General features: G+C 54.9%; 30 protein-coding genes and 1 tRNA gene. All 31 read right to left on the bottom strand.

Translation table 11 applies throughout. The features are described 5' to 3' along the window. Position 1: 1 nt before the first annotated feature. A complete protein-coding gene (locus tag EYR88_RS00400; RefSeq protein WP_165477245.1) occupies positions 2-790 on the bottom strand; it encodes a hypothetical protein in 789 nt (262 codons plus the stop codon). Next, positions 787-4,584, bottom strand: coding sequence for a tape measure protein (locus EYR88_RS00395; protein ID WP_131087778.1), 3,798 nt, complete (start codon positions 4,582-4,584; stop codon positions 787-789). Before EYR88_RS00395 ends, EYR88_RS00400 begins: the two co-directional genes overlap by 4 nt. A gap of 83 nt (positions 4,585-4,667) precedes the next feature. Then, complete coding sequence (locus EYR88_RS00390) at positions 4,668-5,069, bottom strand: DUF5361 domain-containing protein (protein WP_131087777.1); 402 nt, start codon at positions 5,067-5,069, stop codon at positions 4,668-4,670. Between the two features lie 74 nt (positions 5,070-5,143). Next, the gene (locus EYR88_RS00385; RefSeq protein ID WP_131087776.1) at positions 5,144-5,494 is read right to left on the bottom strand and encodes a hypothetical protein; all 351 of its coding nucleotides are present in this window, start codon (positions 5,492-5,494) and stop codon (positions 5,144-5,146) included. A gap of 99 nt (positions 5,495-5,593) precedes the next feature. Beyond that, complete coding sequence (locus EYR88_RS00380) at positions 5,594-6,127, bottom strand: phage tail protein (RefSeq protein ID WP_131087775.1); 534 nt, start codon at positions 6,125-6,127, stop codon at positions 5,594-5,596. Between the two features lie 444 nt (positions 6,128-6,571). Then, positions 6,572-6,907 (bottom strand): hypothetical protein, encoded by a 336-nt coding sequence (locus EYR88_RS00375; protein ID WP_131087774.1) that lies wholly within the window; start codon positions 6,905-6,907, stop codon positions 6,572-6,574. A 349-nt stretch (positions 6,908-7,256) separates the two neighbouring features. Then, the gene (locus EYR88_RS00370) at positions 7,257-7,652 is read right to left on the bottom strand and encodes a Gp19/Gp15/Gp42 family protein (RefSeq protein ID WP_131087773.1); all 396 of its coding nucleotides are present in this window, start codon (positions 7,650-7,652) and stop codon (positions 7,257-7,259) included. 2 nt (positions 7,653-7,654) lie between these two features. Then, the gene (locus EYR88_RS00365; RefSeq protein WP_131087772.1) at positions 7,655-8,017 is read right to left on the bottom strand and encodes a hypothetical protein; all 363 of its coding nucleotides are present in this window, start codon (positions 8,015-8,017) and stop codon (positions 7,655-7,657) included. 69 nt (positions 8,018-8,086) lie between these two features. Then, the gene (locus EYR88_RS00360) at positions 8,087-9,109 is read right to left on the bottom strand and encodes a major capsid protein (protein WP_131087771.1); all 1,023 of its coding nucleotides are present in this window, start codon (positions 9,107-9,109) and stop codon (positions 8,087-8,089) included. Between the two features lie 12 nt (positions 9,110-9,121). Further along, positions 9,122-9,490 carry a head decoration protein gene (locus tag EYR88_RS00355; protein ID WP_131087770.1) on the bottom strand — a complete coding sequence of 123 codons (369 nt, stop codon included), beginning with the start codon at positions 9,488-9,490 and terminating at the stop codon, positions 9,122-9,124. A 32-nt stretch (positions 9,491-9,522) separates the two neighbouring features. Further along, positions 9,523-10,209 carry a hypothetical protein gene (locus EYR88_RS00350; RefSeq protein WP_131087769.1) on the bottom strand — a complete coding sequence of 229 codons (687 nt, stop codon included), beginning with the start codon at positions 10,207-10,209 and terminating at the stop codon, positions 9,523-9,525. A gap of 145 nt (positions 10,210-10,354) precedes the next feature. After that, positions 10,355-10,600 (bottom strand): hypothetical protein, encoded by a 246-nt coding sequence (locus EYR88_RS00345; protein ID WP_131087768.1) that lies wholly within the window; start codon positions 10,598-10,600, stop codon positions 10,355-10,357. Beyond that, a complete protein-coding gene (locus EYR88_RS00340) occupies positions 10,597-11,676 on the bottom strand; it encodes a hypothetical protein (RefSeq protein ID WP_131087767.1) in 1,080 nt (359 codons plus the stop codon). Before EYR88_RS00340 ends, EYR88_RS00345 begins: the two co-directional genes overlap by 4 nt. Positions 11,677-11,684: 8 nt before the next feature. Further along, complete coding sequence (locus tag EYR88_RS00335) at positions 11,685-13,292, bottom strand: hypothetical protein (RefSeq protein WP_131087766.1); 1,608 nt, start codon at positions 13,290-13,292, stop codon at positions 11,685-11,687. 19 nt (positions 13,293-13,311) lie between these two features. Further along, complete coding sequence (locus EYR88_RS00330; protein WP_131087765.1) at positions 13,312-14,844, bottom strand: hypothetical protein; 1,533 nt, start codon at positions 14,842-14,844, stop codon at positions 13,312-13,314. A gap of 13 nt (positions 14,845-14,857) precedes the next feature. Further along, positions 14,858-15,259: a hypothetical protein gene (locus EYR88_RS00325; protein ID WP_131087764.1), complete on the bottom strand. Its 402-nt coding sequence runs from the start codon at positions 15,257-15,259 to the stop codon at positions 14,858-14,860. 9 nt (positions 15,260-15,268) lie between these two features. Continuing rightward, on the bottom strand, positions 15,269-15,802 hold the full coding sequence (locus tag EYR88_RS00320; RefSeq protein ID WP_131087763.1) for a DNA primase: 534 nt from the start codon (positions 15,800-15,802) through the stop codon (positions 15,269-15,271). A 266-nt stretch (positions 15,803-16,068) separates the two neighbouring features. After that, positions 16,069-16,374 carry an HNH endonuclease gene (locus EYR88_RS00315; protein ID WP_131087762.1) on the bottom strand — a complete coding sequence of 102 codons (306 nt, stop codon included), beginning with the start codon at positions 16,372-16,374 and terminating at the stop codon, positions 16,069-16,071. 239 nt (positions 16,375-16,613) lie between these two features. Next, positions 16,614-16,934 carry a hypothetical protein gene (locus EYR88_RS00310; protein ID WP_131087761.1) on the bottom strand — a complete coding sequence of 107 codons (321 nt, stop codon included), beginning with the start codon at positions 16,932-16,934 and terminating at the stop codon, positions 16,614-16,616. A 226-nt stretch (positions 16,935-17,160) separates the two neighbouring features. Continuing rightward, a tRNA-Thr gene (locus EYR88_RS00305) sits at positions 17,161-17,233 on the bottom strand. 272 nt (positions 17,234-17,505) lie between these two features. Next, complete coding sequence (locus EYR88_RS00300; protein WP_131087760.1) at positions 17,506-18,111, bottom strand: hypothetical protein; 606 nt, start codon at positions 18,109-18,111, stop codon at positions 17,506-17,508. Positions 18,112-18,117: 6 nt separating this feature from the next. Next, complete coding sequence (locus tag EYR88_RS15970; RefSeq protein ID WP_165477244.1) at positions 18,118-18,255, bottom strand: hypothetical protein; 138 nt, start codon at positions 18,253-18,255, stop codon at positions 18,118-18,120. Positions 18,256-18,478: 223 nt separating this feature from the next. Then, complete coding sequence (locus EYR88_RS00295) at positions 18,479-18,922, bottom strand: hypothetical protein (protein WP_131087759.1); 444 nt, start codon at positions 18,920-18,922, stop codon at positions 18,479-18,481. Beyond that, positions 18,919-19,167 carry a hypothetical protein gene (locus tag EYR88_RS00290; protein WP_131087758.1) on the bottom strand — a complete coding sequence of 83 codons (249 nt, stop codon included), beginning with the start codon at positions 19,165-19,167 and terminating at the stop codon, positions 18,919-18,921. Before EYR88_RS00290 ends, EYR88_RS00295 begins: the two co-directional genes overlap by 4 nt. Then, the gene (locus tag EYR88_RS00285; RefSeq protein WP_131087757.1) at positions 19,164-19,343 is read right to left on the bottom strand and encodes a hypothetical protein; all 180 of its coding nucleotides are present in this window, start codon (positions 19,341-19,343) and stop codon (positions 19,164-19,166) included. The genes EYR88_RS00290 and EYR88_RS00285 overlap by 4 nt, the downstream gene beginning before the upstream one ends. Positions 19,344-19,533: 190 nt before the next feature. Next, positions 19,534-19,821 carry a hypothetical protein gene (locus EYR88_RS00280; protein ID WP_131087756.1) on the bottom strand — a complete coding sequence of 96 codons (288 nt, stop codon included), beginning with the start codon at positions 19,819-19,821 and terminating at the stop codon, positions 19,534-19,536. Next, positions 19,818-20,042: a hypothetical protein gene (locus EYR88_RS00275; protein ID WP_131087755.1), complete on the bottom strand. Its 225-nt coding sequence runs from the start codon at positions 20,040-20,042 to the stop codon at positions 19,818-19,820. Before EYR88_RS00275 ends, EYR88_RS00280 begins: the two co-directional genes overlap by 4 nt. Beyond that, a complete protein-coding gene (locus EYR88_RS00270) occupies positions 20,039-20,305 on the bottom strand; it encodes a hypothetical protein (RefSeq protein ID WP_131087754.1) in 267 nt (88 codons plus the stop codon). The genes EYR88_RS00275 and EYR88_RS00270 overlap by 4 nt, the downstream gene beginning before the upstream one ends. Then, entirely contained in the window at positions 20,302-20,598 is a 297-nt protein-coding gene (locus tag EYR88_RS00265) for a hypothetical protein (protein WP_131087753.1), read from the bottom strand. The genes EYR88_RS00270 and EYR88_RS00265 overlap by 4 nt, the downstream gene beginning before the upstream one ends. An 88-nt stretch (positions 20,599-20,686) precedes the next feature. Then, entirely contained in the window at positions 20,687-21,505 is an 819-nt protein-coding gene (locus EYR88_RS00260; RefSeq protein ID WP_131087752.1) for a hypothetical protein, read from the bottom strand. Between the two features lie 9 nt (positions 21,506-21,514). Beyond that, positions 21,515-21,937 (bottom strand): RusA family crossover junction endodeoxyribonuclease, encoded by a 423-nt coding sequence (locus tag EYR88_RS00255; RefSeq protein ID WP_131087751.1) that lies wholly within the window; start codon positions 21,935-21,937, stop codon positions 21,515-21,517. Positions 21,938-21,939: the final 2 nt, after the last annotated feature.

The following is a 21,939-nucleotide window of genomic DNA, read 5'->3' as shown; positions in this document are numbered from 1 at the left end:
ACTAAACCCTCCGATTGTTCGGATACAACACGGCGCCAGCAACGCCCGCACCAGACTTAGTGACGCTGATCGAAGTCGGCACACCCTGCGCCAACATTGGGCGTTGATAATGACTCATGAAGGGCACTAACGAAGCCACCCTCGAACCTGAAGCATTCAGCAAATAGAATTCGAATGTTTCCCAATCCATCGACGCACGCAACCCGGTAGCAATGCCTGCCTTCACCTCAACAGTGAACGCGCCAATCTTCACTACGAAAGGCGGTTGGCCGGTCGCATTCGTCGCCGGGAAAGTCAGCTTAGGATAAGAAGCCGTGTTGCCACGCGACAACGTGAACAAAGTTGTTCCCGTGAACGCAACGCTCTGCGGGGTAACCTCGCGAGCATCCGGCAAGCCAACCGTTTCGAAGGTAACTTCACCGCGAAGGTTGAACCCTGAACCGCGTTGCCAGCCGAACCGCTCCCAGCTGATGCTTTCCGAAACCATGACGTTTTGCCATTGCCACAACGTATCGAACTCAACAACCAGCGGGCGCGGCCCGCGAGACGGGTCAATCATGCCAACGAAATTATCGCGCCGTTGCGCAACCTCTTCAGAAGTTGCGCCCGAGATAATCACCTCGAAAACGAACTGAGAAAATTCGCGGGTTGCCCCGTGAAAGCTTCGCCCGTCATGCCCTGGGGTTTCCTCGGTAATAAGGCTCAAACCGTCCAGTGACGGCCACTCGTTTAGAGTAGCCGTCACCCCGGCCAAGCTGTTCGAATCCGAACCGCCATAAATGAAACTCAACGCGTCACCCCAGCCATAACCGTTTTGCCCTGCGCACGCGCAGAACGAGAACCACGTGTATGCAATTCCTGCGCCACCTGTTTCACGCGTCGATCATTATCAACAACCAAGCGTTCAACCGTGACTAGCGGACCGTTGACAGTAAAGCCCTCAACAGGCATACCGTCGCCACCAATAGTCGGAGCCGTCGCCGTGGTCTGCGAGGCTGGCGGGGCAGTTCGAACCATGCCAGCAACCCGGTTATCAAGCTCACTCTGACCCTGATCAATACCCGCAATAACACCAGCAGGAATATACGAACCAACCTGGTCACGGAACACCCGAGACGGGGAATGAATACCCAACGCCTTACGTGTCGCCTTAGTCAGCTTCGAAGCCAGATTTTCAGCCGCTTTCTTCAGCTTCTTATCATCAGACTCAAGGCCCTTGATAATCCCCTGTTGAGCAGCAATACCAACCCCAAAGAACTCTCCAGCGGCTACCGTTCCGAAACGCTTCGAAGCCGACTCAAGACCCTTCCAATCCTTACCAAGGGTTGACTGTTGTTTCTTTGTTCCCGAAAGAATCGCGTTCGCAACCTGAATACCCTCAGTCGTGCCATAACCGGCAATCTCAGAAATCAGCCCCGGTGGAAGTCCCGCCTTGCCCAAAGCTGCCAGCTTAGAAGCGAACTGTTTCGCCTTAGCCGCCAACGACTTCACACGCGAAGAAACCTCGGCAATGCTCAGCTTCTTCTTCTTGCCGTCCTTACCCTCGGTTGGCTTTAAATCAAGCTCACCCATGATGCGCTCGGCGTTCTGGTTGCGGTAATCAACCATTTCGTCAAGACGCTTGTTAGCCGACTCGATACGGTCAGCCATAACTTCGCGGGCCTTAGCCAAGTCGGTAAGGGTTGCCGAACGAGTTTGCTTAGTCGCGTTGCTTGTCCAGTTGCCCGCCTTGCTCAACGAGTTCACAAGACGCTGAACACCCTTGACCCCGCCAAACTCCCAAATACCCTTGGTAACAGTCGCTTGCCGGTCAAGCTCTTTCTGAACCTTCGCCAACGCCTTGAGCTGCACGCGAACATTTCGTTTAGCTTGCTTCTCAGCGTCATCTTTAGATAACGAACCTAAGGAATCTAAGCGCCCGCTCTTGCTGTTCCGGATCGACTTGATTTGAGCTTTGCGAGCCGCCTGTAAACGTTTCGCTTCAGCCGCAACCGCCTTCTTAGTGGCCTTATTGCCCAAGCTCTTGCGGGCCTTGGCTGTAGCCGCTGAAGAAGACAAGGCTCCAAGGTTGGAAGCCTTCTTGCCAAGTGCCTGATTGCGTTTCGAAATCTTCTTGTTCTGGGCGCTAATCGCCTTATTCTGCTTCGAACGTGCAGATTGTAGGCGCTTAGTTTCATCCTTGACCAGCGTCTCAGCGGCCTTAGTGACCGCCTTTGAAACTGACTCAATGGCCTTTACGGCTTTGCCCTGGTCGGCAACGATACCCTCAGCCATGCCTCGGGTGATCTGCTTACCAACTTCGTCACGGAACAATCGAGACGGTGAATGGATGCCTAGGAACGACTTCGCTTTATCAATCGCACCCTTAGCCACGCCAACAATCGAATCAACAACATTCGCGGCCATGGCCTTAATGCCGCTAATCATGCCGTCAATCATTTGTGTGCCAATGGTGCGAAGCTTGCCGGGTAGGCCACCAAGCGCCCCGGTGATTTTCCCAACGAGACCCTTGAAGAAACTCACTACCGCGTTGATGCCGGATTGAACAGCCGACTTCACCGCGCTCATGCCACCAGTAACAATGCTCTTCACCGTGGCGAACGCACTTGAGAACGCACTTCGAACCGCGTTAAGCGCGCCTTGCACCGTGCTCCGAACAGTGCTCATGCCACCACTAGCGACGCTCTTCACCGCATTGAACGCACTAGTGAAGACGCTACGAACCGCGCTAAGCACAGTTTGAACAATCGTTCGCACAAGATTCATGCTGGTTTGCACGGTAGCTTTCACGCTACCGAGCGAACCCTGAACCGTAGTCTTAACCGCATTCCAACCAGACGTAAAGAGCGCTGTGATGCTCTTCAGCACGGTCATGATTCCCTTGACCATCTTGCCCACGAAGTACAGCTGGATAAGATTCCAAACCGCTTGCACAGCGCCGAAAACAATTTGCTTCAACGCCGCCCAAGCTGCAGCCCAGTTGCCTGTAAACAGGGCGGTGATAAGCGAAATCACGCCGGTAATAACCGAGACGATTCCCTGAATCGCGCCAATCACGTTATTGACGATGCCCTGAACAATTCCGATAACAATCGGCATCAAGAACTGAAGCGCCGGAATCAGAATCGCAAGAATCACGTTGACCACAGGCATGATCGCGCCCAAGATCGCCGCGAACGCTTGACCAAGCAACGGCAAAACACTCGTTGCGAGCTGACTCAGAATCGGGGCCAACGCGGTCACAAGTTGCGCCACCAATGGGGCGAACGCTGAAACAAGCGTTGTCACCAACTGGATAACAACCGGCAAAATCGTTGACACCAGTTGCATGAACACAGGCACGATTGCTGTCATCAGGGTTGTAGCCAACGGAAGGACCGCCGCCACAATCTGCCCAAACGCCACGCCAAGAGTTCCCAGCATCGCCGCAATCTGAGGCAATACCGGCAACAGCGCTTGAACAATAATTCCGATTGGCGAGAACGACGTAGCAAACTCGACAATCTGAGGAATAAGCGGTGTGATCGCCGCGCTAATCTGCGCGAACACCGGCCCCAGCGCCGCGCCAATCTGAGTAATCAACGGGCCAATAGCACTACCCAGTTGTGCGAGCATTGGCGTCATGGTTGCAGTCATCTGAGCGGCCAGCGGGCCAAGCGCGCTACCCACCCGCGAAACCGCGTCGCTAATCGCCGTAAACACGCCTGGAATGTTCTGTTGAGCCCATGCGCCGAAACTCGCCATAGCGGGTGCAATCGCCTTATTGATTCCATCCAAGACGGGAATTAGGGCGTTAGCGCCAACGCGGGCAATCTCCAAAAATGGGGTCATAACCGTTGCACCGATACGGGAACCGGCTGCAGAAAGGTTAGCCATGGAGCCGGTGAAAGTTTTGCCCATTTCGGCGGCAACGGTGCCGGATGCCTGAGTCATGGCGGCTTCGAACTCTTTGAAGCCAATCTCGCCCTTCGAAGCCATTTTTTCGACTTCAGCGCCAGTCTTGCCGAGTTGCTTTGCAAGGGTTGCCGTTAGAGGAATACCCTTTTCGTTGACCTGCGCGAGAACGTCACCCTGCGCCTTATTAGAGGTCGCGACCTTGTTATAGATCGCACCCATTTCATCCATGCCAACGCCAGCCGAAGCCGCCGAGTTAGCAACAGACTTCAGCATTCGCTCAAGCGCTTCACCGGGCTTGATGCCTGCCGCTACAGCGCCAGCTGCAGTCGTAGCCGCTTCGCCCAAACCAAACGATGTGCCGGACACCGACGCGAGAGCGTTGTCCATGATCTTGGAAACCGTTTGAGTGTCGTTTCCCAAACCCTTGAGTTTCGCCTGAGCGTTCTCAATATTCAGGGCACGAGAGATGCCACCCTTAGCAGCCAAACCGACCGCAACCGCCGCCCCAATCGCGCCAGCCTTCTTGACCACGCCAGCGAAAGCCCCGCCAAACTTCTTACCCGAAGTCTTGCCCGCCTTATCGCCAGCGGTGTCAGCTGCTCCCCCGAAATCCTTTTGAAGTTGCTTACCCATTCCCTGAGTAACAGCCTGAATTTGGACATAGGCGGTTGCTAGATTGGTAGCCACAAAACACCCTTTCCCGCCCGTCGTGCGGGCGCGCTAAAGAGGGGTTGAACGAGTGAACGTCCAACCCCTCAGCGGTAAGATATTTAGCGGGTTTTACGATTGAAATAAGCGGCTTGCTTTGGCGTGACTCGAATCATCCGACCGTCACGCGCCCGATACTCAACAAGCCCATCGTCAGGCTGTCGAGCACGGCGCTCAGCAATACGCTTTTGCATTTCCTTGATAGACACCGGCTTAGCTGTGAAGCTCTGCGAAGACGTATCCTCGAAGCCAGGGCGCGGAATAGGTTTAGGCTGTTTCTTGCCTCGTTGCCCGTCCTTGGTCTTCTGCCAGATCATCACGCGCAATTCATCAACCTGCGCCGCCGCCAATTGGTTAGCAAGCGACCAGCCGCCAGCAACAGCCGTCAACGTCACCGAATCGTCAGGCAAATAAACCACAAGGTCTGTCGCCTCAACTAAGCCGAGCGCCCGCCACTCTGACATACTCAGCCCGTAGTAACGGCGAACATCAGCCCTAACCTGCCCGCCATACTCCCCTAGGAGATAGGCGAGCTTGGTTAGTTTGGGGTTGCTGCCTCCAACAGGTCGGCAAGCAACTGCGCGCCCGCCTCAATGCTTACGCGCCCGGTCTCTTCATCACGGATCTTCTCGATAAGTTCGTTGTACTTGAGCTGGCCAACCATGCGACGCAACAGGCGGCCAGAATAGCCGGGGTTTTCATCGACGTAGCTCAGTTCGTCCAAGAGCTCGAAGTCATCGAACAGCTCTTCGCGGATTCGAAGCTCAACACCGCGAAGTTCAAGAACTCGATAGCCGTCTTCAACAACGACTTTCTTTTTGCGGTCCTGAGGTTTCTTAGCGCCAGCAGGAATCTTTGTTGAATCAGTTACCTTGATTGCATCAGCCACAGCGGGGCCTCCTAAAAAATGGTGAGCGGGGCAAAAAAGTTTAGAAGCCTGTCGGACGCGGCCCCGCTAAAGCGCGCCCGACAGGTGGTTTGTTAGTGGCTAAACTTCGCCGTCATCCAAGTAGATGTAAGCCTTCACGCCGTCCGCGTCTGGGTACGCGGTCAGAGTGATGTCGTAGCCGGTCGCCTCTTCGTTCTGGTAAACGATTTCGCCGCGCTCGGTCACCTGAGCATCTGGCAAGACGATTCGAATCGAATGCTTTTCGTCAAGTACGTCAATGACAACGACGTTGTGTGGCGACTGTGCACCGGTCACCTTGACCGCCGAAGCAGTTGCGGTGGCATCCGCGTAGTAGATCTGAAGAGACAAGGCGTTTGTTTCCAACATGACAAGCTGGAAAGTCACGTCATGCGAGGTCTGAACCTTGCGAACAGTGTCGCCGTTCTGCCACGCCGTAATGTCGGTTACGTCAGTCTCAATGGCCTGCGTAACGCCGTCTGGACCGACATAGCCAACATCCTTGAATGTGGCCGCCAATGCCGCAACAGCATCAAGCGGTAGCACCGTCGCAATCGGCGCAAACGAGACGGCGCCGGTAGTCGCAACGCGTACGTTCTGGGCGATATTACCCATGACTTACCCCTTTCTGGGCATAAAAAAGGAGCGAAGCTATGTAGCTTCGCTCCTTGTCAAGATTTCGTAGTTTTGTCTAAAGCGTGGAACCTTCGCATCAGGGTCAGGCATCCACACAATCCCACCCAGCGGGCGAGCTTTGTATATGAGCACGCCTTTCAGCCGCTCATTTTTTAGCGCTTTCAACTGCGCTTCAACGTCTAAAGCAAGGTCGAACGCTTCGCTCTCACTAGCGCCCCATGAGTCAACGATGACCGACCGCCAACCGTGGACAATCGAACTATCGCTACCGCCTGAAGGCTCTAGGAGAACGAACTTTGTCGGGCGCGGATTAGGTACGCGTATCACTGCGACGGGCACGCCCATTGCCGTTTTCACGGCCTCTTGAAGCGCTGAAAGGTGATTGCCATAACGAAGAACCTCAGTAGCCACGAATAACCCCAATCAAAGCGAACCCTTTGTCCAGTTGCTAACCTGCGCTTGCGAGGCCCACCGCGTTTTGCCAGCCTTAGTCGTATATCTGACCTTTGCGGGAACCGCCGAACCACCAAGAGCCTTGGACAAAACGCCCTCTTTAGCTTCAAGACGCATCGCATCCGCTGTTGCTGTGTACACATTCGCAATCACGCGGGAACCCATCTGATGAACTCCCAGGCCAAAGCCCGGCCCGGCCAGCTCAGCGACTTTCGCTGCTTCACTGCCAACCAAATCAACAACTTCACTTCTGTTTCGAAGATCATTGAAAGCCGCAATATGCAGCTTCACTTTGGTTTTCGCCACGGTCAGCCCTCCACACGCTTTAGCTTCACCCTGTAACCCGGCATGAAACCGAACGGGCCATGATTGAAATCATCAGGGTCACCCTGAACAATCAGAGCGCCCGATTCATTCGGCAGGGTCACGCGGTCAAGATGCGAGCAAAACGACGTTGCACAATACAAATCAATGTCGTGGTCAACGCCCGTGGAAAGGTCACGGATAGGCTGATCTGGGCTAGGTGGCCCCCAACCGTAAACGGGCACTGTAACCGGTGGCGCGAACCCGTCAATAGGGTTGCCCCAATCGTCTACAGCGCCAACGTTTTTAGCCTCATGCAAGACTGTGAATCGCTCAGGAAAAACTGGCATAGTCACCGCCCTGGAATGATCATGAACGCCTTGCGGTTGCGATTACCGCCGCCGAGAAGCTGGCGATGCAACTTTGTGAGGAATAGTGAAGCCTCACGGGCACGGAACGAAAGAGACTGAGAATACAGGCCAGCCGTGAACGTCTGTTGAGAAACATCGTCGCCTTCGCTAGCGTCTAGCTCGCGTTTCAACGTCGTTGCGACCATTTGGCACACCACAAGTTTCACAACGTCGGCGTCAAGCTTGCCCGTGCTGATACGTTCATCAATGCCGGGATATAGGCCCCGTACGATGATGCTCGCCTCATCCAGTTTCGTTTCGGCCACGTCGCGCAATTCCTCGGGAATGTCCGGCCAATGCTTCACCAAATCTTCAATGGTTGCGAATGGCTCGGCCATGGTTATGCCTGAGTCTTGCTAGGTCGGCCACGCTTAGGTGTTGCTGGCTTAGTGAAGTCAGGTTCGCCCGATTCCTCGGCCTCGCTGTTTTCGTCGCTTACGTCGCCGTCTGCCGGTTCAACGTCTTTGCGAATCTGCTCAGCCTCAGCCTTAGCAGCCTCAACAATTGCCAGTGCCTCAGCCTCAGCGCGGGCAATAATCTCGCTCGCGTCAACGCTTGGGAACTGTGAAATTTCGACGCTGACCGGGTTAGAGTCCTTGCGCTTAGCGGTAACCCATTCAGGCAGTACGTCGCCCGGTCGAAATTCGTGCAACTTGCCCGACGCATCAAGCGCCGAAGAATGACCTAAAGAAATGTTTCCCATAATAGGAACCTCCAAGATTGACGCCACGTTGGGCCGCCCAAAGAATGAGCGGCCCAACGTGACTAGTGGTTAGGTGAGGGCCAGGCCGGAAAGGGTCAGGTTCGCGTTCGGGATGACCGGCAACGCAATAGCTGATGCCTTAGTCCACTGCGCAACCGGGTCGTTGTCCGAGTAGGAGCCGACAACAATGCCCGGCGCGTCGTTCGAATCAATGCCGTAGTTTTCGTCCTGAGCTTCAGCGGTAAGACCCCAAAGGGTTGCGCCGATCTTCTGGTCAGCAGGTGGCAGGAACAGCACGCGCTTAGGGTCAAGAATGTCCTTAGCGTTGCCGTTCTCGTCCTGAATCTGCGCTTCGTAAACGGTGAACTTAGGCAACTGGAACGAAGCCAGAAGCGCGTTCAACGCATCCACAGTGACGATGTTCTGAGAAGAACCAGCTGGCAGAACGTAGCCGCGAATCGCGCTGTTACGCATCAGCACCGAAATGAGCTGATCAGACACCAGGGCCTCAGCCGGGCGAACGCCGTTGGTTGCCTTATATACGGCAGACCATGCAAGCAAGTCGTTGATTGGGTCAGAACCAGCCTGATCCCAACGAGTCACAGCGGTCTGAGTGTGGCTTGCCTTGCGACCGAAATCGGCTTCAAGAGCAAGACCGTTCTCAGCCAAAGTAACCTTGCCGAGCTGCAGAGCCTCACCGCGAGCAATCTCAAGGCGTGCCTTGATTGCCTTAGCAAGGTCAACAGCGTCATTCAGAATTGCATTCTTGATGCCTTCATCAAGCTTGCGCATCTTCAGGCGGTCGTACTCGCCCAGGCGACGCTTCTCGGAAATAGGAGGCAGTTCGCCACCGATGCGAGAAATGCCGGTACGGCCCGAGATAGGCGATTCAGCATCGAACGAACGGAACGAAGCGGCGCGAGACAACCCGCCACCGCCAACCGATGCGCGCCAATCAATGTCATCGGTTTCTTCGTCCGGCAGGTAAGCCGACAAACCGAAGGTGTTCTGTGGCAGATCAGCCAAGGCGTCGCGAACGTAGCCAGTCAGATCGTTTGGGGTGATGTAGTCAGTAGAAAGCACAAGTGCCATTTGGGTTGCCTCCTAGGCGAAGATGATCCGACCGGCGGCAGTAGCCTGACCGGTAGCGTCTACGGGAACGGGTAGCTTGGCGGCCTTCACGCGACCATGCTCAAGGATTGCGGCACCAACAGGGCTAGCCACATCCTCAGGAACTCGCACAGTAGTGAACAAGAAGCCAGCCAAATCAGCGCCAGCAGTCCAAAGGACATGCTTCTCGCCCGACTTAGCCAACGGAAGGCCAGACTTCAGCCAGCCCTCAGGGTAATGAGTGGCCTTGGTGAACGTCGAAGCGTCCAAGGTTACGGTCTGCGCCGCGTTAGTGCCGTGGGCAGAGCCAAGCCAAGACTGATCGTCCTGGCCAAAGGATTCACGCTTAATGGTGAGGTCCATGGGATTCCCTCCTAAAGGGGGTAAAGGTTTGCTTACTTCTTCTTCTTACGGCTTGCGTAGAGGTCGCGCCCGGCATCAAGTGAGCTTGCGGGCGCTCCACCGCCTTGACTACCAACACGCCGGTTCACCCGGTTACGCGCATCAGAAGCCAGACGCTTAGCAAGATTTGAACGCTTCTCAGAATCAGCAATTGAACCTAGTAGTTCAATGTCCGATTCGTCTTCGATATGGTGCGAAGCCGCCAGCTTCAAGACCTCAATCTGAGCGTCTTTAGCAGTCAGTTCCGCGTCCTTAGCGGTAATCGTTGCGTCGCGTTCTGCGATGGATTCGATCAATGTCTCGTTCTCGGTGCGCAGTGATTTGCGTTCATCACGCGCTTTTCGAAGGTCAGCAAGAAGAGCCTTCTTCGACGCATCCGACTTGAAATCGTCATCCGGCTTATCGCCCTCAGACTCACCTTCAGAATCATCAGAGTCACCGGCTGAATCATCGGTTGATTCGCCGGTTGAATCGCCTAATGTGTTCGCGTTGTCCGCGTTATCGGTTGCATCCGAATCCCCAGAATCGTTCTGAGAATCCGCTTCATCAGCCGCAGAGGAATCCCCCGCGCCAGCCGACCCCGAACCGTCATTGCCTTCAAGGAATCGAGCCCCACGCATGCCCATCACGGACATGTAACTAGGAACCTCTTCAAAAGTAGGCGCAACAAAACGAGTCATTATTTATACCTCCACATGGTTTCTTGCCGTCTCGGCAACTACCCCGACACCATCTAGGGCGGGAAAACTAAAGCCCGAAAGCAAACAGCTTTCGGGCATGAAAAACCCCGCGTCGCCAACGACACGGGGTTAGAAAAATATTTGGTTAGGCGGCTTGGCCTCGAATATTTGAGCGCACGGCTTCTATTGCTGAATCCGAAATCCACTCTTCATACTCGGAAACTTCAGGATTCAATGGGATGCCATGCGCCGCGCAAGTTTGGGCGGCCATGCCGATAAAAATTTCCCATTCCTCTTCACTGAAGTACACATCAATAAATTCGAGCGCGTCAGAGTCGAGAACGGGCACGACCGCCCGCCGTAGCTCTTGTGCCAAACTCTGTGCGCTCATACGTCTATCCTACGGTTCATTGGTGACGGTGGGAAGGCTGTAGTTACGGATGACACGCCGTTCTTTTCGATAATTCCCACAATATACTCGTTCCCGTCGATCATTTTGTGATAGTTCCGAACGCCAACCCAGTCTGATTTATCCAAAACCAAATCTGGATTCGACAAGGTTTCGCGAATAATCTTAGAGATTTCGTACTTCGAATCCGTATGAAAATGACTTGCCGCCTTGCCGTCGGGTGGAAGATGCCGCGTCAAGACATGCCGCCAAATCCTAGGCTTCACAGGCTGAATTCCTTCCGGCCAGCCCTGCGCCGCGTCGCCGAGGATGCTCGGAACCTCAGACCCATCTTTCAATTCATCAGGGAACATGTCACGCAAGCGTCCGGCAATATTCTTATCAGTCGGTTCTAAGCCGTCCGAAAGAACTTCGTCACGCGCCTGATTGTATTTTTCATACATTGCGTCGGGGTCGTAACCCTCAAGCTCTGGCGAATCATCAAATGACGGGATGATCATGCAACGGTCATCGTTATGGAACTCGTTGCCGACACCGCCTGCCGTCTGCTCGGTTGCGTAAACCCACCCGCGAGAGGCCAGCATCAAACACCATGCGCATGTTATACTGCCGGACGGAACACGCGCCCAAAAGGTGCGAGCCCTATCTCTCGAAGCGTTGACGTGTACAGTCTCGCGTGCCGTGTACTCAACGTATCTTCGCAAGCGACCATTGAGCGACTTGAGAATTTTATCCGGCTGTTTGGTGTACAGCTGTTTCGCCGAATAGGAATAGGCAGCCCGCACTTGCTCGGCTGGAACGTTGGGAGCAAGTACCGGCTTATACGTTGAGGTTTCGCTAGATTGGCTACGAATTAGCGCGTAAAAATCCGAAGCGGTTACCCCTACCGCGTCACCGTACTGTCGGCATAGCTCGGCAAACACGTCGCCCAGGGCATCGCGTTTCTGATCGGTTGGCCAGCCGTTCATTTGAGCGTACGCCCCGGCTAACTTCCCCTGCGCCTCTTCTACAGCTTTATCGAGTTTCGCCCGGTACGCGTCCACGTCGGCACGTTTCACAGCGCCCCCTACTCTTCAAGCATTGCCGCATCTGCCTCAGGCATGCGCAACGTGACCGGAACAGCGCCGGTGAACTTTACGCCACCGAGGCCGACACGGTTAGCCGCATCTTGAGGGTCAACGCCCGAGCGGATAAGGATGCCGAGCGCGTCGGCAGCCTTCTTCAGTTCGTCTGCCGTCAGTGCATTGACTGGCTCGCTGGCCGATTCATTGGCTGTCTCATTGGCTGGCTGCGCAATGTCTTCCCCTGCGCTCGCACCTGTCATGCCGTCGAGCAACGCCTTAGCTTCGCCCCGGCGCATGTATTCCATGTTTCGACCTATCTGGTCATCAGAAAGCCCGTACAGTTCCATGGAAAGCTCAGGGTCACCGTTAGGGAACGCCTGAGTGTACTTGAGTGCCGCGTCCGAACGAGCCGCAACGGTAGGCGTGCCAGGGTCAGCGAAGCGGATAGAAAGCCCGCGAGTATCGGCCTCAACCGACGCGAACGAAGCCCCACGCTTCACAGCCAAAACCTTGCGCGCAAGATTCAGCATGGCCGATTCGTAAGAAAGCTCAATCTGATATTCGATCAACGAAACCATGTCAGCCTCAGCCGCCCGAATCGCGTCAGCCGAAGCCGGTTGATTCTCCTGAATACCCAAATAGCTGATAGGCATCGAAGTTTCTGAAGCGACTTGCAAACCAATCGACTTGAACATGTCAGAATGTGGCTGCATCGAAGCCTGAGAAAGTTGCTGCAGCTGTGCGCGGACAAGCTTGCCCTCTTCGTCATCCCACACATCAGGCAAAGCCCAAACGCCGCCCGTAATCGCCTTCCACAAGTCGATACGGTTGCCGTCGCCGTCAGTGAAATGTTCTTCACTAGCACCAAGCAACGAACGCTGCGGGGCGCTAAAGAACTCGGCAGTGACTTCCATGCGAAGCAACGTACGAACGCCACGCTCAATCGAACCAATCAGTGGGCGCGTGATACGTGAGCGACCAAAAGGCCGGTCTATATCCCAATCCCAAACGAACGGCTCGCAACCAACCACGTCATGATCTTGGCGCGCTTCGTCAGTGACAACCCATTGGCCGTCTACGCGGTCAACAGCCAAAATCCAACCCGGCACATGCAAGTTAGTTCGTGAACCGTCCAACACTTCAAGAGCCGCCGAAACGACACCCGTGCGCGGGTCCTGAATGCAAGTAGCATCAAAAGCCGACCGAACCGAGATGACAACCTCAGGTTCACCGTCATTCGTAGCACCCTTAGAAGTGAAGACGAAAGCCGGGCCATGCTTCAGCGAAGACTTGATAGCGCTACGCAAAGAACGCGCAACATAGCGACCCTCGAAAGTCTCTTTTAGGTCATCCAGTGCGCTAGCGTTGCCCGACAGTCGGAATCCCTCAGGGCGAATGCGTGAGGCAGGAACCGAAACAGTCTTTTCAGCCCAACCAACCGGCGTTTGAAAATCCACCATATGCGGCGGAACAGAAAAGCCGATGCGGTCTAGGCGGCGCTTCGAATCATGCAAGTTCTTCCGCAAATGATTACGGTACGAACGTTTACGAATCGTGCGCTGCATGCCCTCGAATAACGAGCGCTCTGATGCGTCCAACTCACGTTTCACGCGCATCACCGCCTTTCAATCAGAGAACAACCGCATGCCGTTTACTCTTAGAATCTGTAGAAGTTGCCCGAGGTCGCCGAGCAAACTTAGTAGCACCAAACAGCGCACACGTCGCCGCCATGGTCGGCATAAGGTCAACTTCCAAATCAGCCCGATTCCACTTGAACGAACCAGGGCGATTCTTGATTGGGTCCTTCACCGTTGATTTCATCGACTCGTAAAACGCGTCTTGCTCTTCAAACCACGTCACCGAATGTTCACGGTGGAAAGCGTGGTACAGCTGACCGCATCCCTGAGTAAACTCGTTCGCGTCCAGCACGCGCACCATTAGGCCGCGCTTCTTCAGCGGGGCTTCTAACAAGTCACGCGCCGGGCTATAAGCGTCAAGGACAACAGGAATGCGACGTTTGCACCGAGTCCAGAACCATTCGACAACCGCCGAAATACCGCCCGAATCAAAATCAGTGTTCGCGGCAAGCTCCAAGTGCATCACGTCGGCAGTTGGCAACGCCGCGCAAATCGAAATACGGGTCTTCTCTGGATTCATATCCAACCCGAACGCGATAGGCGCAACCTCAGAATCAACCTGCTCGGCGCTCAACGCTTGGCGCTTCAAAACCTTTTCGGAGAAAGCAAGCTCAAGCTGGGCCGCAGGTGACGGGAACATGTTCAACCGTTCACGCGCAAAGCTTCGCGCCGACATGCGTTCGCATTCGCCTTCAATAGTTGATTCAGCGATACGCGCACCGCCAGCCGGGTTAGCATCAGCCCAGTTCTTACGGTCGCGAACAAACGCCTGAAGCTCAATCTCCGACATTTTGTCTAGCTCACCCTGGGGCGAATGCTCAACCCACGCCGAACGAGCCGACCGGCCAGTGACGGCAGCCGAACGCACGCGAATGAAAGGTGCGCCTCGCTCGCCGTCAGTCTTAGGCGGTGTGCCCATATAGACAATCACCGGGTCGCCAGAAGGTGAAGCCGAGACGGTGGCCTCTAGCGCCTCCTGTTCGTCTTCCTCGTATTCCTGAGCTTCGTCAACAATCAGGAAGTCGAAAGATGAACCACGGCCAGCGCCACCAGTACGGGCGCCAACCTCAATCAAGCCACCATTGCTAAGCTCAATCGCCTCTTGACCGTTGGTCTTGCGAATCTCAACAACCATTGCATTCAGCTCAGGGAACGGCGCGTTAGGGTCATTGACCTTGCGGCCAAAGAACGACATGAGACGCTTGAACGCCTTACGCGCCGACGTGAGCAAGTGCGAGGTGTGCAGAATCTTGAAGCCAAGAACAACCATGAGGTAAAGCTCAACGGCCTCAAGCGCGCCGTTCTTGCCATTCTGCCGGGCAACCGACAAGCCCCACGTTGAAGCCGCCCAGCGGCCTTCTTCAGTCATCCTGAACCAAATGCGAACCGCGTTCGCTTGCCATTCATCCAAGACCAGCCCGTAAGCCGCCGCCAACTCAATGCACGCTTCAGCGTGAACCAAATTGACGTTCTTGCACTTAGGTGAAATCTGATAGCGCGCAGACTGATTACCAGCAAATGACAAACCGAATCACCTGCTAACGAGACTGTTGAGCCACCTTCGCCCGAATCTTGTCAAGGCTTGTCACACCAGCCGGAACCGGTTTGACCTCGCCACCCTTAGGGGCCGTAGCCGACAAGCCATAGCGGGAAATCTTTTCAACCAAATTCGCAAACGCCGTTTGCTGTTGGCGGGCCTCGCTGAGAACACTTTGGAACTTGACTTCAACAACGAACGGTTCGTCATCACCTTCAGGGAAATCAAGCCGGAACTGCATAAGCTCAAGAACGCCCTTGCCCTGAATGATGTTGTCTAGTTCATCCAGGCGGTCAGCCGTACGCGCCGCCTCAAGAACCAAAGCGTCACGGGCAATTTCGCCCGTCTTGAGCGACCGCCAAATCTCAACACCACGTTCACCAAGCCCAATAGGATCAGACAATGAATCCCCCTAAAGCTTGAAAGCGCGCCCCGTAACTGCGATGTACCGGCCCGCTGTGTATCGTTCGATGTTCCGACCGTCGCGAATCTTGCGCCCCGGCCCTTCTTCAGCCTCAACGAAGACGTGAACGCCCTCAGAAGACTGTGAAATCTCAGAGAAAATAACCCGCTCGGGGATAGCCCGAATGGCCTCGGCGGCCCAGTCGGCCAACTGGCCACCGGCTAGGCAGTGGTCGAAATCGTAGCAACCGATTCCGTCACCCAAAACGAAGCCCAAGCCAACGCCCGCAGAAGACTCGCTGGCGGTCTTGAAATCCGACCATGTGCGCGAATCCGTAGAACTCGCCGGACAGCCCGAGGCGGTCACAGGGCGCTTGGAATCCATGCGCCGAACCCACCGGGAACGCGTGGTCATCTCAGCCGGGAAACGCTTTTCCTCGCGGTGCGCATAAACCCGGCACTTGGAGCTACAAAAACGAGCGCCCGCACGGGGCAAGTTCATTGGCCCGCCACATTTTGAGTACGCGCAACGCTTCGTTTCCATGCTCTAATTCTACCATTTTGTAACGGATAAACCGCGAGATTCCGGGGATTATTACCGACCGCGCACACCCGGCTAAACCAAGCCAAAAGCAGCCAAAATGACGTTTTGCAAAACACCTAGTCGGAGCCAAAAGCAACCAGAACACCCAAGCCAGAAAGCTCGGGGGGATATTTTCGCTATGCAGGGAGGGGCGAACCCGGCTCCCCCTGTCAACCCCTTACCCCCACCCTTTTCTCGCGAAGTTTTCCACAGGCTGTTAATTTCTTTCACCAGTTGCGCGAGGTTTTGAGGGGTTGGCGGGCGAGGATGCTTTTTGTTTTGGGGGCGATGCGGTTGCCTTTTGAGATGTTGCATTGTCGGCAGCAGACTATGAGGTTTGAGCGGTCATCGGTGCCGCCTTTTGAGTGCGGGATGATGTGGTCTACTTGTGCGCCGTTGAAGGCTCGCCGGTCTTGGTAGTTGAGTGTGTGCATGCAATAGACGCATTTGGTTTGTCCGTTGTCTTGCGCGTCTCTTAGGACTTTGCGAGCGGTGTTGAGCCATGCTGATGTTCCGGTGCGTGATGTGGCCATGGTTCACCGCCTTGAACGCTTGGCTTCGTTGCCTTGCGGGTATTGCTTGGTTGTTCTCGGCAGAGTGTGCGCTCGCCTCGAAGGAGTTTTAGGCGGGCTTGCTGTTGGCTGCTCACTCTTCGTTCCTATTTCGCCCACATGACAAAGCTGGTAGGTGACGTTGACCGAGGGTCTTAGGGGGCGTGGTGTTGCCGGGGTGGAGGTGTACCCCAGGGGTCTATGCCGAGGGGGTAGGGCTATTAGTAGCCGAGGAGGTGGCCTTGGGTGGGGGCTAGGATCGGCATTAGTTCGACCCCCAGGGCTTCATTGATGCCGAGAGGCAGAACGAGAAGGTTGGCTGTTAGCCCGCGTCCGTGGCCTGATTCGCGGATGACGTCAATGCTTGAGCCGTTGTCTATGTCGATTCGTTCGTTACCGTTGACCCAGTAGATGCGCATTGCGTTGCGCTGGTCCTCGGCCAACTGCTTGAGCACGGCCTTTGGTTTCCGGTGAACAATTACTACGTCGCCACCGTCTTCGACAGTGCGCCATATGGCTTCAATGATGTGTTCGTTTAGCAAGGCGTCTCCTAAGTTGATGACGGCGGCTGGCCTACTCGCATAGGTGTTTGGTTAGGGGTCGCGCCGTCAAGTTGTAGCCAGTGTGGAGTAGGCGCGTAGCGTCGCCTCGTTCTTAGGCTGTAGATCCTGTGATCCCACCGCAATGCATCGACTGCGCCCGGGTTGATCCTTGGCCGCACTTTGGGTGACTTGCCCAGTACCGACCTACAGTCTCCACACTGGTTTGTGCCGATGCCGTGATTCGAACACGGAACCTACCGCTTACAAGGCGGTTGCTCTGCCAATTGAGCTACAAGGGCGCAGCACCCGCACTGTTGTCCGCAGACCTAACAGCACGGGTGCGCAAGGCGGATACCCTGCCGGGTGACCCGCTCCCGGTGTCGTGTGCACCGGGCTATTCAGTTAAAGGGTTTTTTAAACGCCGATAGCGCCAACTGACCTTTTGGGGTAAACAGTTGGCGCTATTTGGGCATAAAAATAACCTCCACCTGTTTCGGTGAGAGGTTCTGTTTTGGGTACAAGATACCCGACACTTGCCATTATTGCATGGGTTATTTAATCGGTGCAACTCTTATTCGTGTTGGCGCGTCAGGTGCACTGTTAGCACTTCCTTTGGTGAGTAGAGCGGTCGCTTTGGGGTGGAGCCGGGATGTTTTCGGACTTTGCCCCGACGGTGCCAGTCGTTGATTTTTCCGGCGTTGATTTTGATGCCTGAGTTTTCGCGTAACCACTTTGCGCATTCACGTGGCGTCATTGATTCTGGGAAGTGGTCGGCTAGTTTTTCACGGGCGTTGGCTATTGCCCACGGGTTAGGGCTGTCCTCTTCTGGCCCGCTGATTAGTAGCTCGGCCTTGGTGTACCAGTCTTGGACTGTCCAGGCGATGCCTGCCGCAAATTGGTCTTTGGCGTAGTGTTCGGCTGTTTCGGTGAGTGACGCAAGGTTGATCTTGAGCTGCAGCGCGTCAAGGTTTGCCGGGGCTGAACTGCCTGCGCTTTTAGTTCCGTTGCCGCCTTCGTTGTTTGGTTGCCGAACGTTATCGAGCCGGGCAATGGTGACGTCTAGTTCAGGCAGGATTTGAGCGCATTTGTCGAGCCATGCTTGTAGCGCGTTGATGTGGTAACCGCAGAGGAACAGTTTCGCATCGTCTTCACAGTCGTTTGTGGTGCATTCTGCCACGGTCGTTTAGTCCTCTTGGTCGGTTGGGGTTAGGTAGCGTTTGATTTCTTTTATGGTGGCGACGGCGAAGAGTGTTGCGATTGCGATTGCGACGATGCCGACGCATGAGCAGATGATCCAGAGGAAGAGTGTTAGTGCGCTCATTTTTTGTTTCCTAGGGCGTCGAATTCGTTGGGTGTGATTGCTCTACGTCTCGCTTCACGCGCTCGCTCCATTTCGAGTGGATTCAAGCCTTGGCGCGGTCGCGTCGGTCGCGGGTTGACGTCGATTGTTATGGGCACTTGGACTTTGCCGAGGTTGATTTCTTCGCCGGTTGATGTGCGGGCGAATAGGTCTAGTTCGATGTTGTGAATGGTGGCCATTGCGATTAGTTGCCTTTCGGTGCTTGGAGGAATTTGCCCAATTGCCAGTAGTTGTATTTGCCGGGCGACACATGCCGTTTGACGGCGATTGCGATTTCGAGCAAGTCGATTTTCGGGATGCGTGACGTTGCGGGGCGGTTGAGCCATTCGTTTACGGTGGCTTGCAACGCGTAGAAGTCGAATCCGTGCATGGCGTTGATGAAAGCCTTCAAATCGTCTTCCATGTGGAAGGTGAAACTTGACTGATATGTGGCCACAACCTTTGCCCGCAAGTCCTTGCCGTGACGCCGGAACATGTCGGCAAGGTTCGGTACGTGGGCGTTGATTTCGATTGACTTTTGGTTAATGTCCGATTCTTCAAACTGGTATCCATCGGCGCCTAGGTTGCCGAGCTCTTGCCAGTTGTCGCCGTCTAGCGGTTCACCTGGGGGCGCAAAGTAGGCGGTCATGCCTTAGCCTTTCGAATTGCATCCTTGATTCCGTGCTTGTGAACGTCTTTGCCGAATTTGAAGCCTAGAAGGTAGTCGCCGCCGAGATAGTTGGCTTGGATTCTCTCTAGGTTTCGGGTGAGCTTGTCGCGGTGGACTGTGCGCCCAGCTTCGAAGCCTCGATGAAATTTCGCTGATTTGTTGAACAGGAATGCGACTAACGCTGTCCGTTCTCCGTATTTGCCGTCTACCGGCTTCGGGGTCATCTCCGAACCTCGCGACCGTAGGTTAGGAATGAGCGCAAGAGCGCGTAGGCCATTGCGGGGCGGTCGGCTCGGGCTATGCGGGTTGCGCCTCGCATGACAAGCCATTTCTTGCCGAGTTTGAAGACGCGAAATTTGTTGTCTTCAGAGGTTAGTGCGGCTATTACTAGGTTGCTCATGGGTTGCTCCTAAATCCGATTCGTTGCCGGTCTTCCCATTCAGGTTCTCGGTAGTGTTGGTGGGCTTCGCGGGGCTCGTATTGGTTTGCGTGCTCAATGTGCGAAGTTGCGCCTTCTGGGGCTGGTTCGTCGTTGCGTATAGCGTCGGTGAGCGCTTCAAGGTATTCGCATGCAGCGCGGTAGAGGCGAATCATTTGATTGCTTCGAATGGAACGCGAACGCGGTAGGTTCGAACCTTGATTGGTAGGCCGACAATTTCCCCGTCAGCTTCACGGATGAATCGACGTTTAGCCCACGCCTTGTTTTTCTGCCCGTACCGCTCAATGTCGAATGTTGGGATGATTAGCCGGTTACCGGTGAAGATGATTCGAGCATCAACGGGTACGTAATGCCGTAGCCCGTTTGCGTTGAACCAGCTGACTAGCTTCTTTGTTTGAGGCCGAGTTAGATTGGCGAGGGTGATCATTCCTGGCTTCACTTGGTGGCTCCGATTCCTTCAATGGTGACTGGGTGGCTTTCTTGGAGGGTTGCCCCGAAAGTGCGCCCGTCTGCGTGTAGCTTGATTCGAGTCTCGTATGTGCCGGTGTGTTCGATTGACCAGAGTTTGCCCGAGTAGTGGCGGGCCGGGTTTTCGAGGCTGAATGAGGCGGTTTTGCCTCGGTCGATACCGGTTAGGCGTTTGGCTTCTACGGTGATCATTTGGTGTCCTTTGCGTGGTGGTATCCGTGTTTGCCGTGGCCGTAGATTTCGGCGGGCGTGGGTTTGTCGGAGAGGATTGCGAGCAGGTGAAGTAGGGCGATGCTGCCCGCTTTGGCTGTTATCACGTCTGTGGGGTCGAAACGGGCATCCCTGATAATTTCGGGAACTAGTTGGGTGACCTTTGTTGCGAGCCGTTCAATTTCGACGTGTAGCGGGTCGCGGGCTGTACGGGCGGGGTGGCCTTGCGGTTTCCGCTTGCTCATTTGCCCGGCCCTACCAACGCATAATCAGATTTCGCATGCCTGTTAGCGGATTCGTTGAATGAGCGGGCGAAGGCGTCGAATGCTTGCGCCCATCGTTCACCGATCAACGTAACGATGTCGCCGAATATTTGGAGCGCTTTAGACAAATCCCTTACCTTCCAGCCGAGCGGGTTGAGTTCACGCCGGTGCGCGTCGGTTTGGGCTAACGCCTTGCGCATGTAGAGCCGGGCAAGGTTGGGTTGCCGGGTTTCGATTGCGCGCCGAGCGCGGGTAATCAGTTCGTCGGTTGTCATGGTTTCCTTTCGGGTTTATGGCATGAAAAAAGCCCCTATGCGGGGCTTGGATTTGGGTAAGGAAAAACCGCCCCGAAAGGCGGTTCGGCTAGTTCTGCTGTTCCTGTGAATCCGTAATTATTTGATCGAGATAGGCCGACTCGGCGTAAGAGTGTGCCAGTAGGTCCTTATAGTTTTCCTTCATCAACGCATCGAGCTCGGCTATCCGCACAATTGCTTGCTGTGCGCCATCGGGCCTAGCGTAGTAATCAGTCACCTCCTTCGACAGCGCACTTGCAGTAAGTACGAATCCTTCGGCAGCGTTGCTATTTTGGGTCAACCACGTCCTTGTGTTTTTGGCGGTTGCCAGATGCTCGGAAGCCAAATCAATGGGAACATACATTGCAGTGTTTATTTCCATACCAATTCGTTGAAAAGTGTCCAGCGAGCGCATGAGCTGTTCCGCGAACTTCGGTTCTCTTTGTCCAGCATAAGTAAGCAACTTTCGTGCGCTCATAGTCATTCGAGTTGTGTCTTTGAGGTGCTGTTGTCTAGGTCCAACGATCCCGAACGCATAGTCGATTATCCAATCTGCGAATATTTCGAAGTTATCTAACTCGCGATTGAGCAATGCGAGCTTCTTGGCTTCTTCTTCAGCACGCTTAGCGATATCTATCGCTGTTTGGTTCCCGCTTTCAGCTATTCCCTTCGCATCGCTAGATTGTTTTACCGCAGCCCCGACGGCAAAGAGCGTGCCTAACGCGGCTAACGCTCCAATGAATATGCTCGGCGATTCCCAAAAGGCAGTCCACCGGTCTAACGATTCCGGCAGTTCGCAGTTCAACGTTGTTGCCCAATGCGGAATTAGTTCTACGTAGCGAGGAGGCTGAGCTGTACTGGTGCATATGAAGGTATTTTCAGTGATCATGCACTGATTCTATGGCCCCTCCCCTATTTCTCCGATTTGGATTCGTGCGCCGGGCCTATCTATCGCCCAACGCTTCGACGCGTGGACGTCAACGAAACGGGCATCGTCGGCAACTAGTCCAGCCTGGGTTAGCGCGTCACCGATAGCACGTAGCAACTTGTCGGTGTCCGGCGTACCAATCGGATATTCGGGGTACTTCGTAGTCGCGGGCTTCAGCAAGAAGAACTCAACGGTCAGGACTAACGGACCGTCTAGCGGTGTGGCTTGCTTGTGGCGCCGTGCGTGCCACGTGACTAGTTCCCTCCACGGCTTCAACGCTTTCGAAGACTCGTAAACGTTCACCTTGCCCGTGTACACGCCTTTACGTTTCTGCGCTGAAGTGTTCTTGCTGCCCTGCGGTGCAGGGTTGCCAGAAACGAAGAATTTGATCATCG

The organism is Arthrobacter sp. S41, assembly GCF_004320535.1.
Lineage (GTDB): Bacteria > Actinomycetota > Actinomycetes > Actinomycetales > Micrococcaceae > Glutamicibacter.
Note: the sequence above shows the minus strand (reverse complement) of the source record. Positions and strands in the feature narration are given on the sequence as shown.

Bases quoted from the DNA above. Each gene is read 5' to 3' on its own strand.
- EYR88_RS00255 (WP_131087751.1), bottom strand. From the start codon at position 21,937: ATGATCAAATTCTTCGTTTCTGGCAACCCTGCACCGCAGGGCAGCAAG.
- EYR88_RS00275 (WP_131087755.1), bottom strand. From the start codon at position 20,042: ATGATCACCGTAGAAGCCAAACGCCTAACCGGTATCGACCGAGGCAAA.
- EYR88_RS00380 (WP_131087775.1), bottom strand. From the start codon at position 6,127: ATGGGTAATATCGCCCAGAACGTACGCGTTGCGACTACCGGCGCCGTC.
- EYR88_RS00285 (WP_131087757.1), bottom strand. From the start codon at position 19,343: ATGAGCAACCTAGTAATAGCCGCACTAACCTCTGAAGACAACAAATTT.
- EYR88_RS00265 (WP_131087753.1), bottom strand. From the start codon at position 20,598: ATGACAACCGACGAACTGATTACCCGCGCTCGGCGCGCAATCGAAACC.
- EYR88_RS00350 (WP_131087769.1), bottom strand. From the start codon at position 10,209: ATGACTCGTTTTGTTGCGCCTACTTTTGAAGAGGTTCCTAGTTACATG.
- EYR88_RS00365 (WP_131087772.1), bottom strand. From the start codon at position 8,017: ATGGGAAACATTTCTTTAGGTCATTCTTCGGCGCTTGATGCGTCGGGC.
- EYR88_RS00370 (WP_131087773.1), bottom strand. From the start codon at position 7,652: ATGGCCGAGCCATTCGCAACCATTGAAGATTTGGTGAAGCATTGGCCG.
- EYR88_RS00390 (WP_131087777.1), bottom strand. From the start codon at position 5,069: ATGTCAGAGTGGCGGGCGCTCGGCTTAGTTGAGGCGACAGACCTTGTG.
- EYR88_RS00315 (WP_131087762.1), bottom strand. From the start codon at position 16,374: ATGGCCACATCACGCACCGGAACATCAGCATGGCTCAACACCGCTCGC.
- EYR88_RS00360 (WP_131087771.1), bottom strand. From the start codon at position 9,109: ATGGCACTTGTGCTTTCTACTGACTACATCACCCCAAACGATCTGACT.
- EYR88_RS15970 (WP_165477244.1), bottom strand. From the start codon at position 18,255: ATGAGCGCACTAACACTCTTCCTCTGGATCATCTGCTCATGCGTCGGC.
- EYR88_RS00260 (WP_131087752.1), bottom strand. From the start codon at position 21,505: ATGATCACTGAAAATACCTTCATATGCACCAGTACAGCTCAGCCTCCT.
- EYR88_RS00320 (WP_131087763.1), bottom strand. From the start codon at position 15,802: ATGGAAACGAAGCGTTGCGCGTACTCAAAATGTGGCGGGCCAATGAAC.
- EYR88_RS00295 (WP_131087759.1), bottom strand. From the start codon at position 18,922: ATGACCGCCTACTTTGCGCCCCCAGGTGAACCGCTAGACGGCGACAAC.
- EYR88_RS00270 (WP_131087754.1), bottom strand. From the start codon at position 20,305: ATGAGCAAGCGGAAACCGCAAGGCCACCCCGCCCGTACAGCCCGCGAC.
- EYR88_RS00355 (WP_131087770.1), bottom strand. From the start codon at position 9,490: ATGGACCTCACCATTAAGCGTGAATCCTTTGGCCAGGACGATCAGTCT.
- EYR88_RS00345 (WP_131087768.1), bottom strand. From the start codon at position 10,600: ATGAGCGCACAGAGTTTGGCACAAGAGCTACGGCGGGCGGTCGTGCCC.
- EYR88_RS00290 (WP_131087758.1), bottom strand. From the start codon at position 19,167: ATGACCCCGAAGCCGGTAGACGGCAAATACGGAGAACGGACAGCGTTA.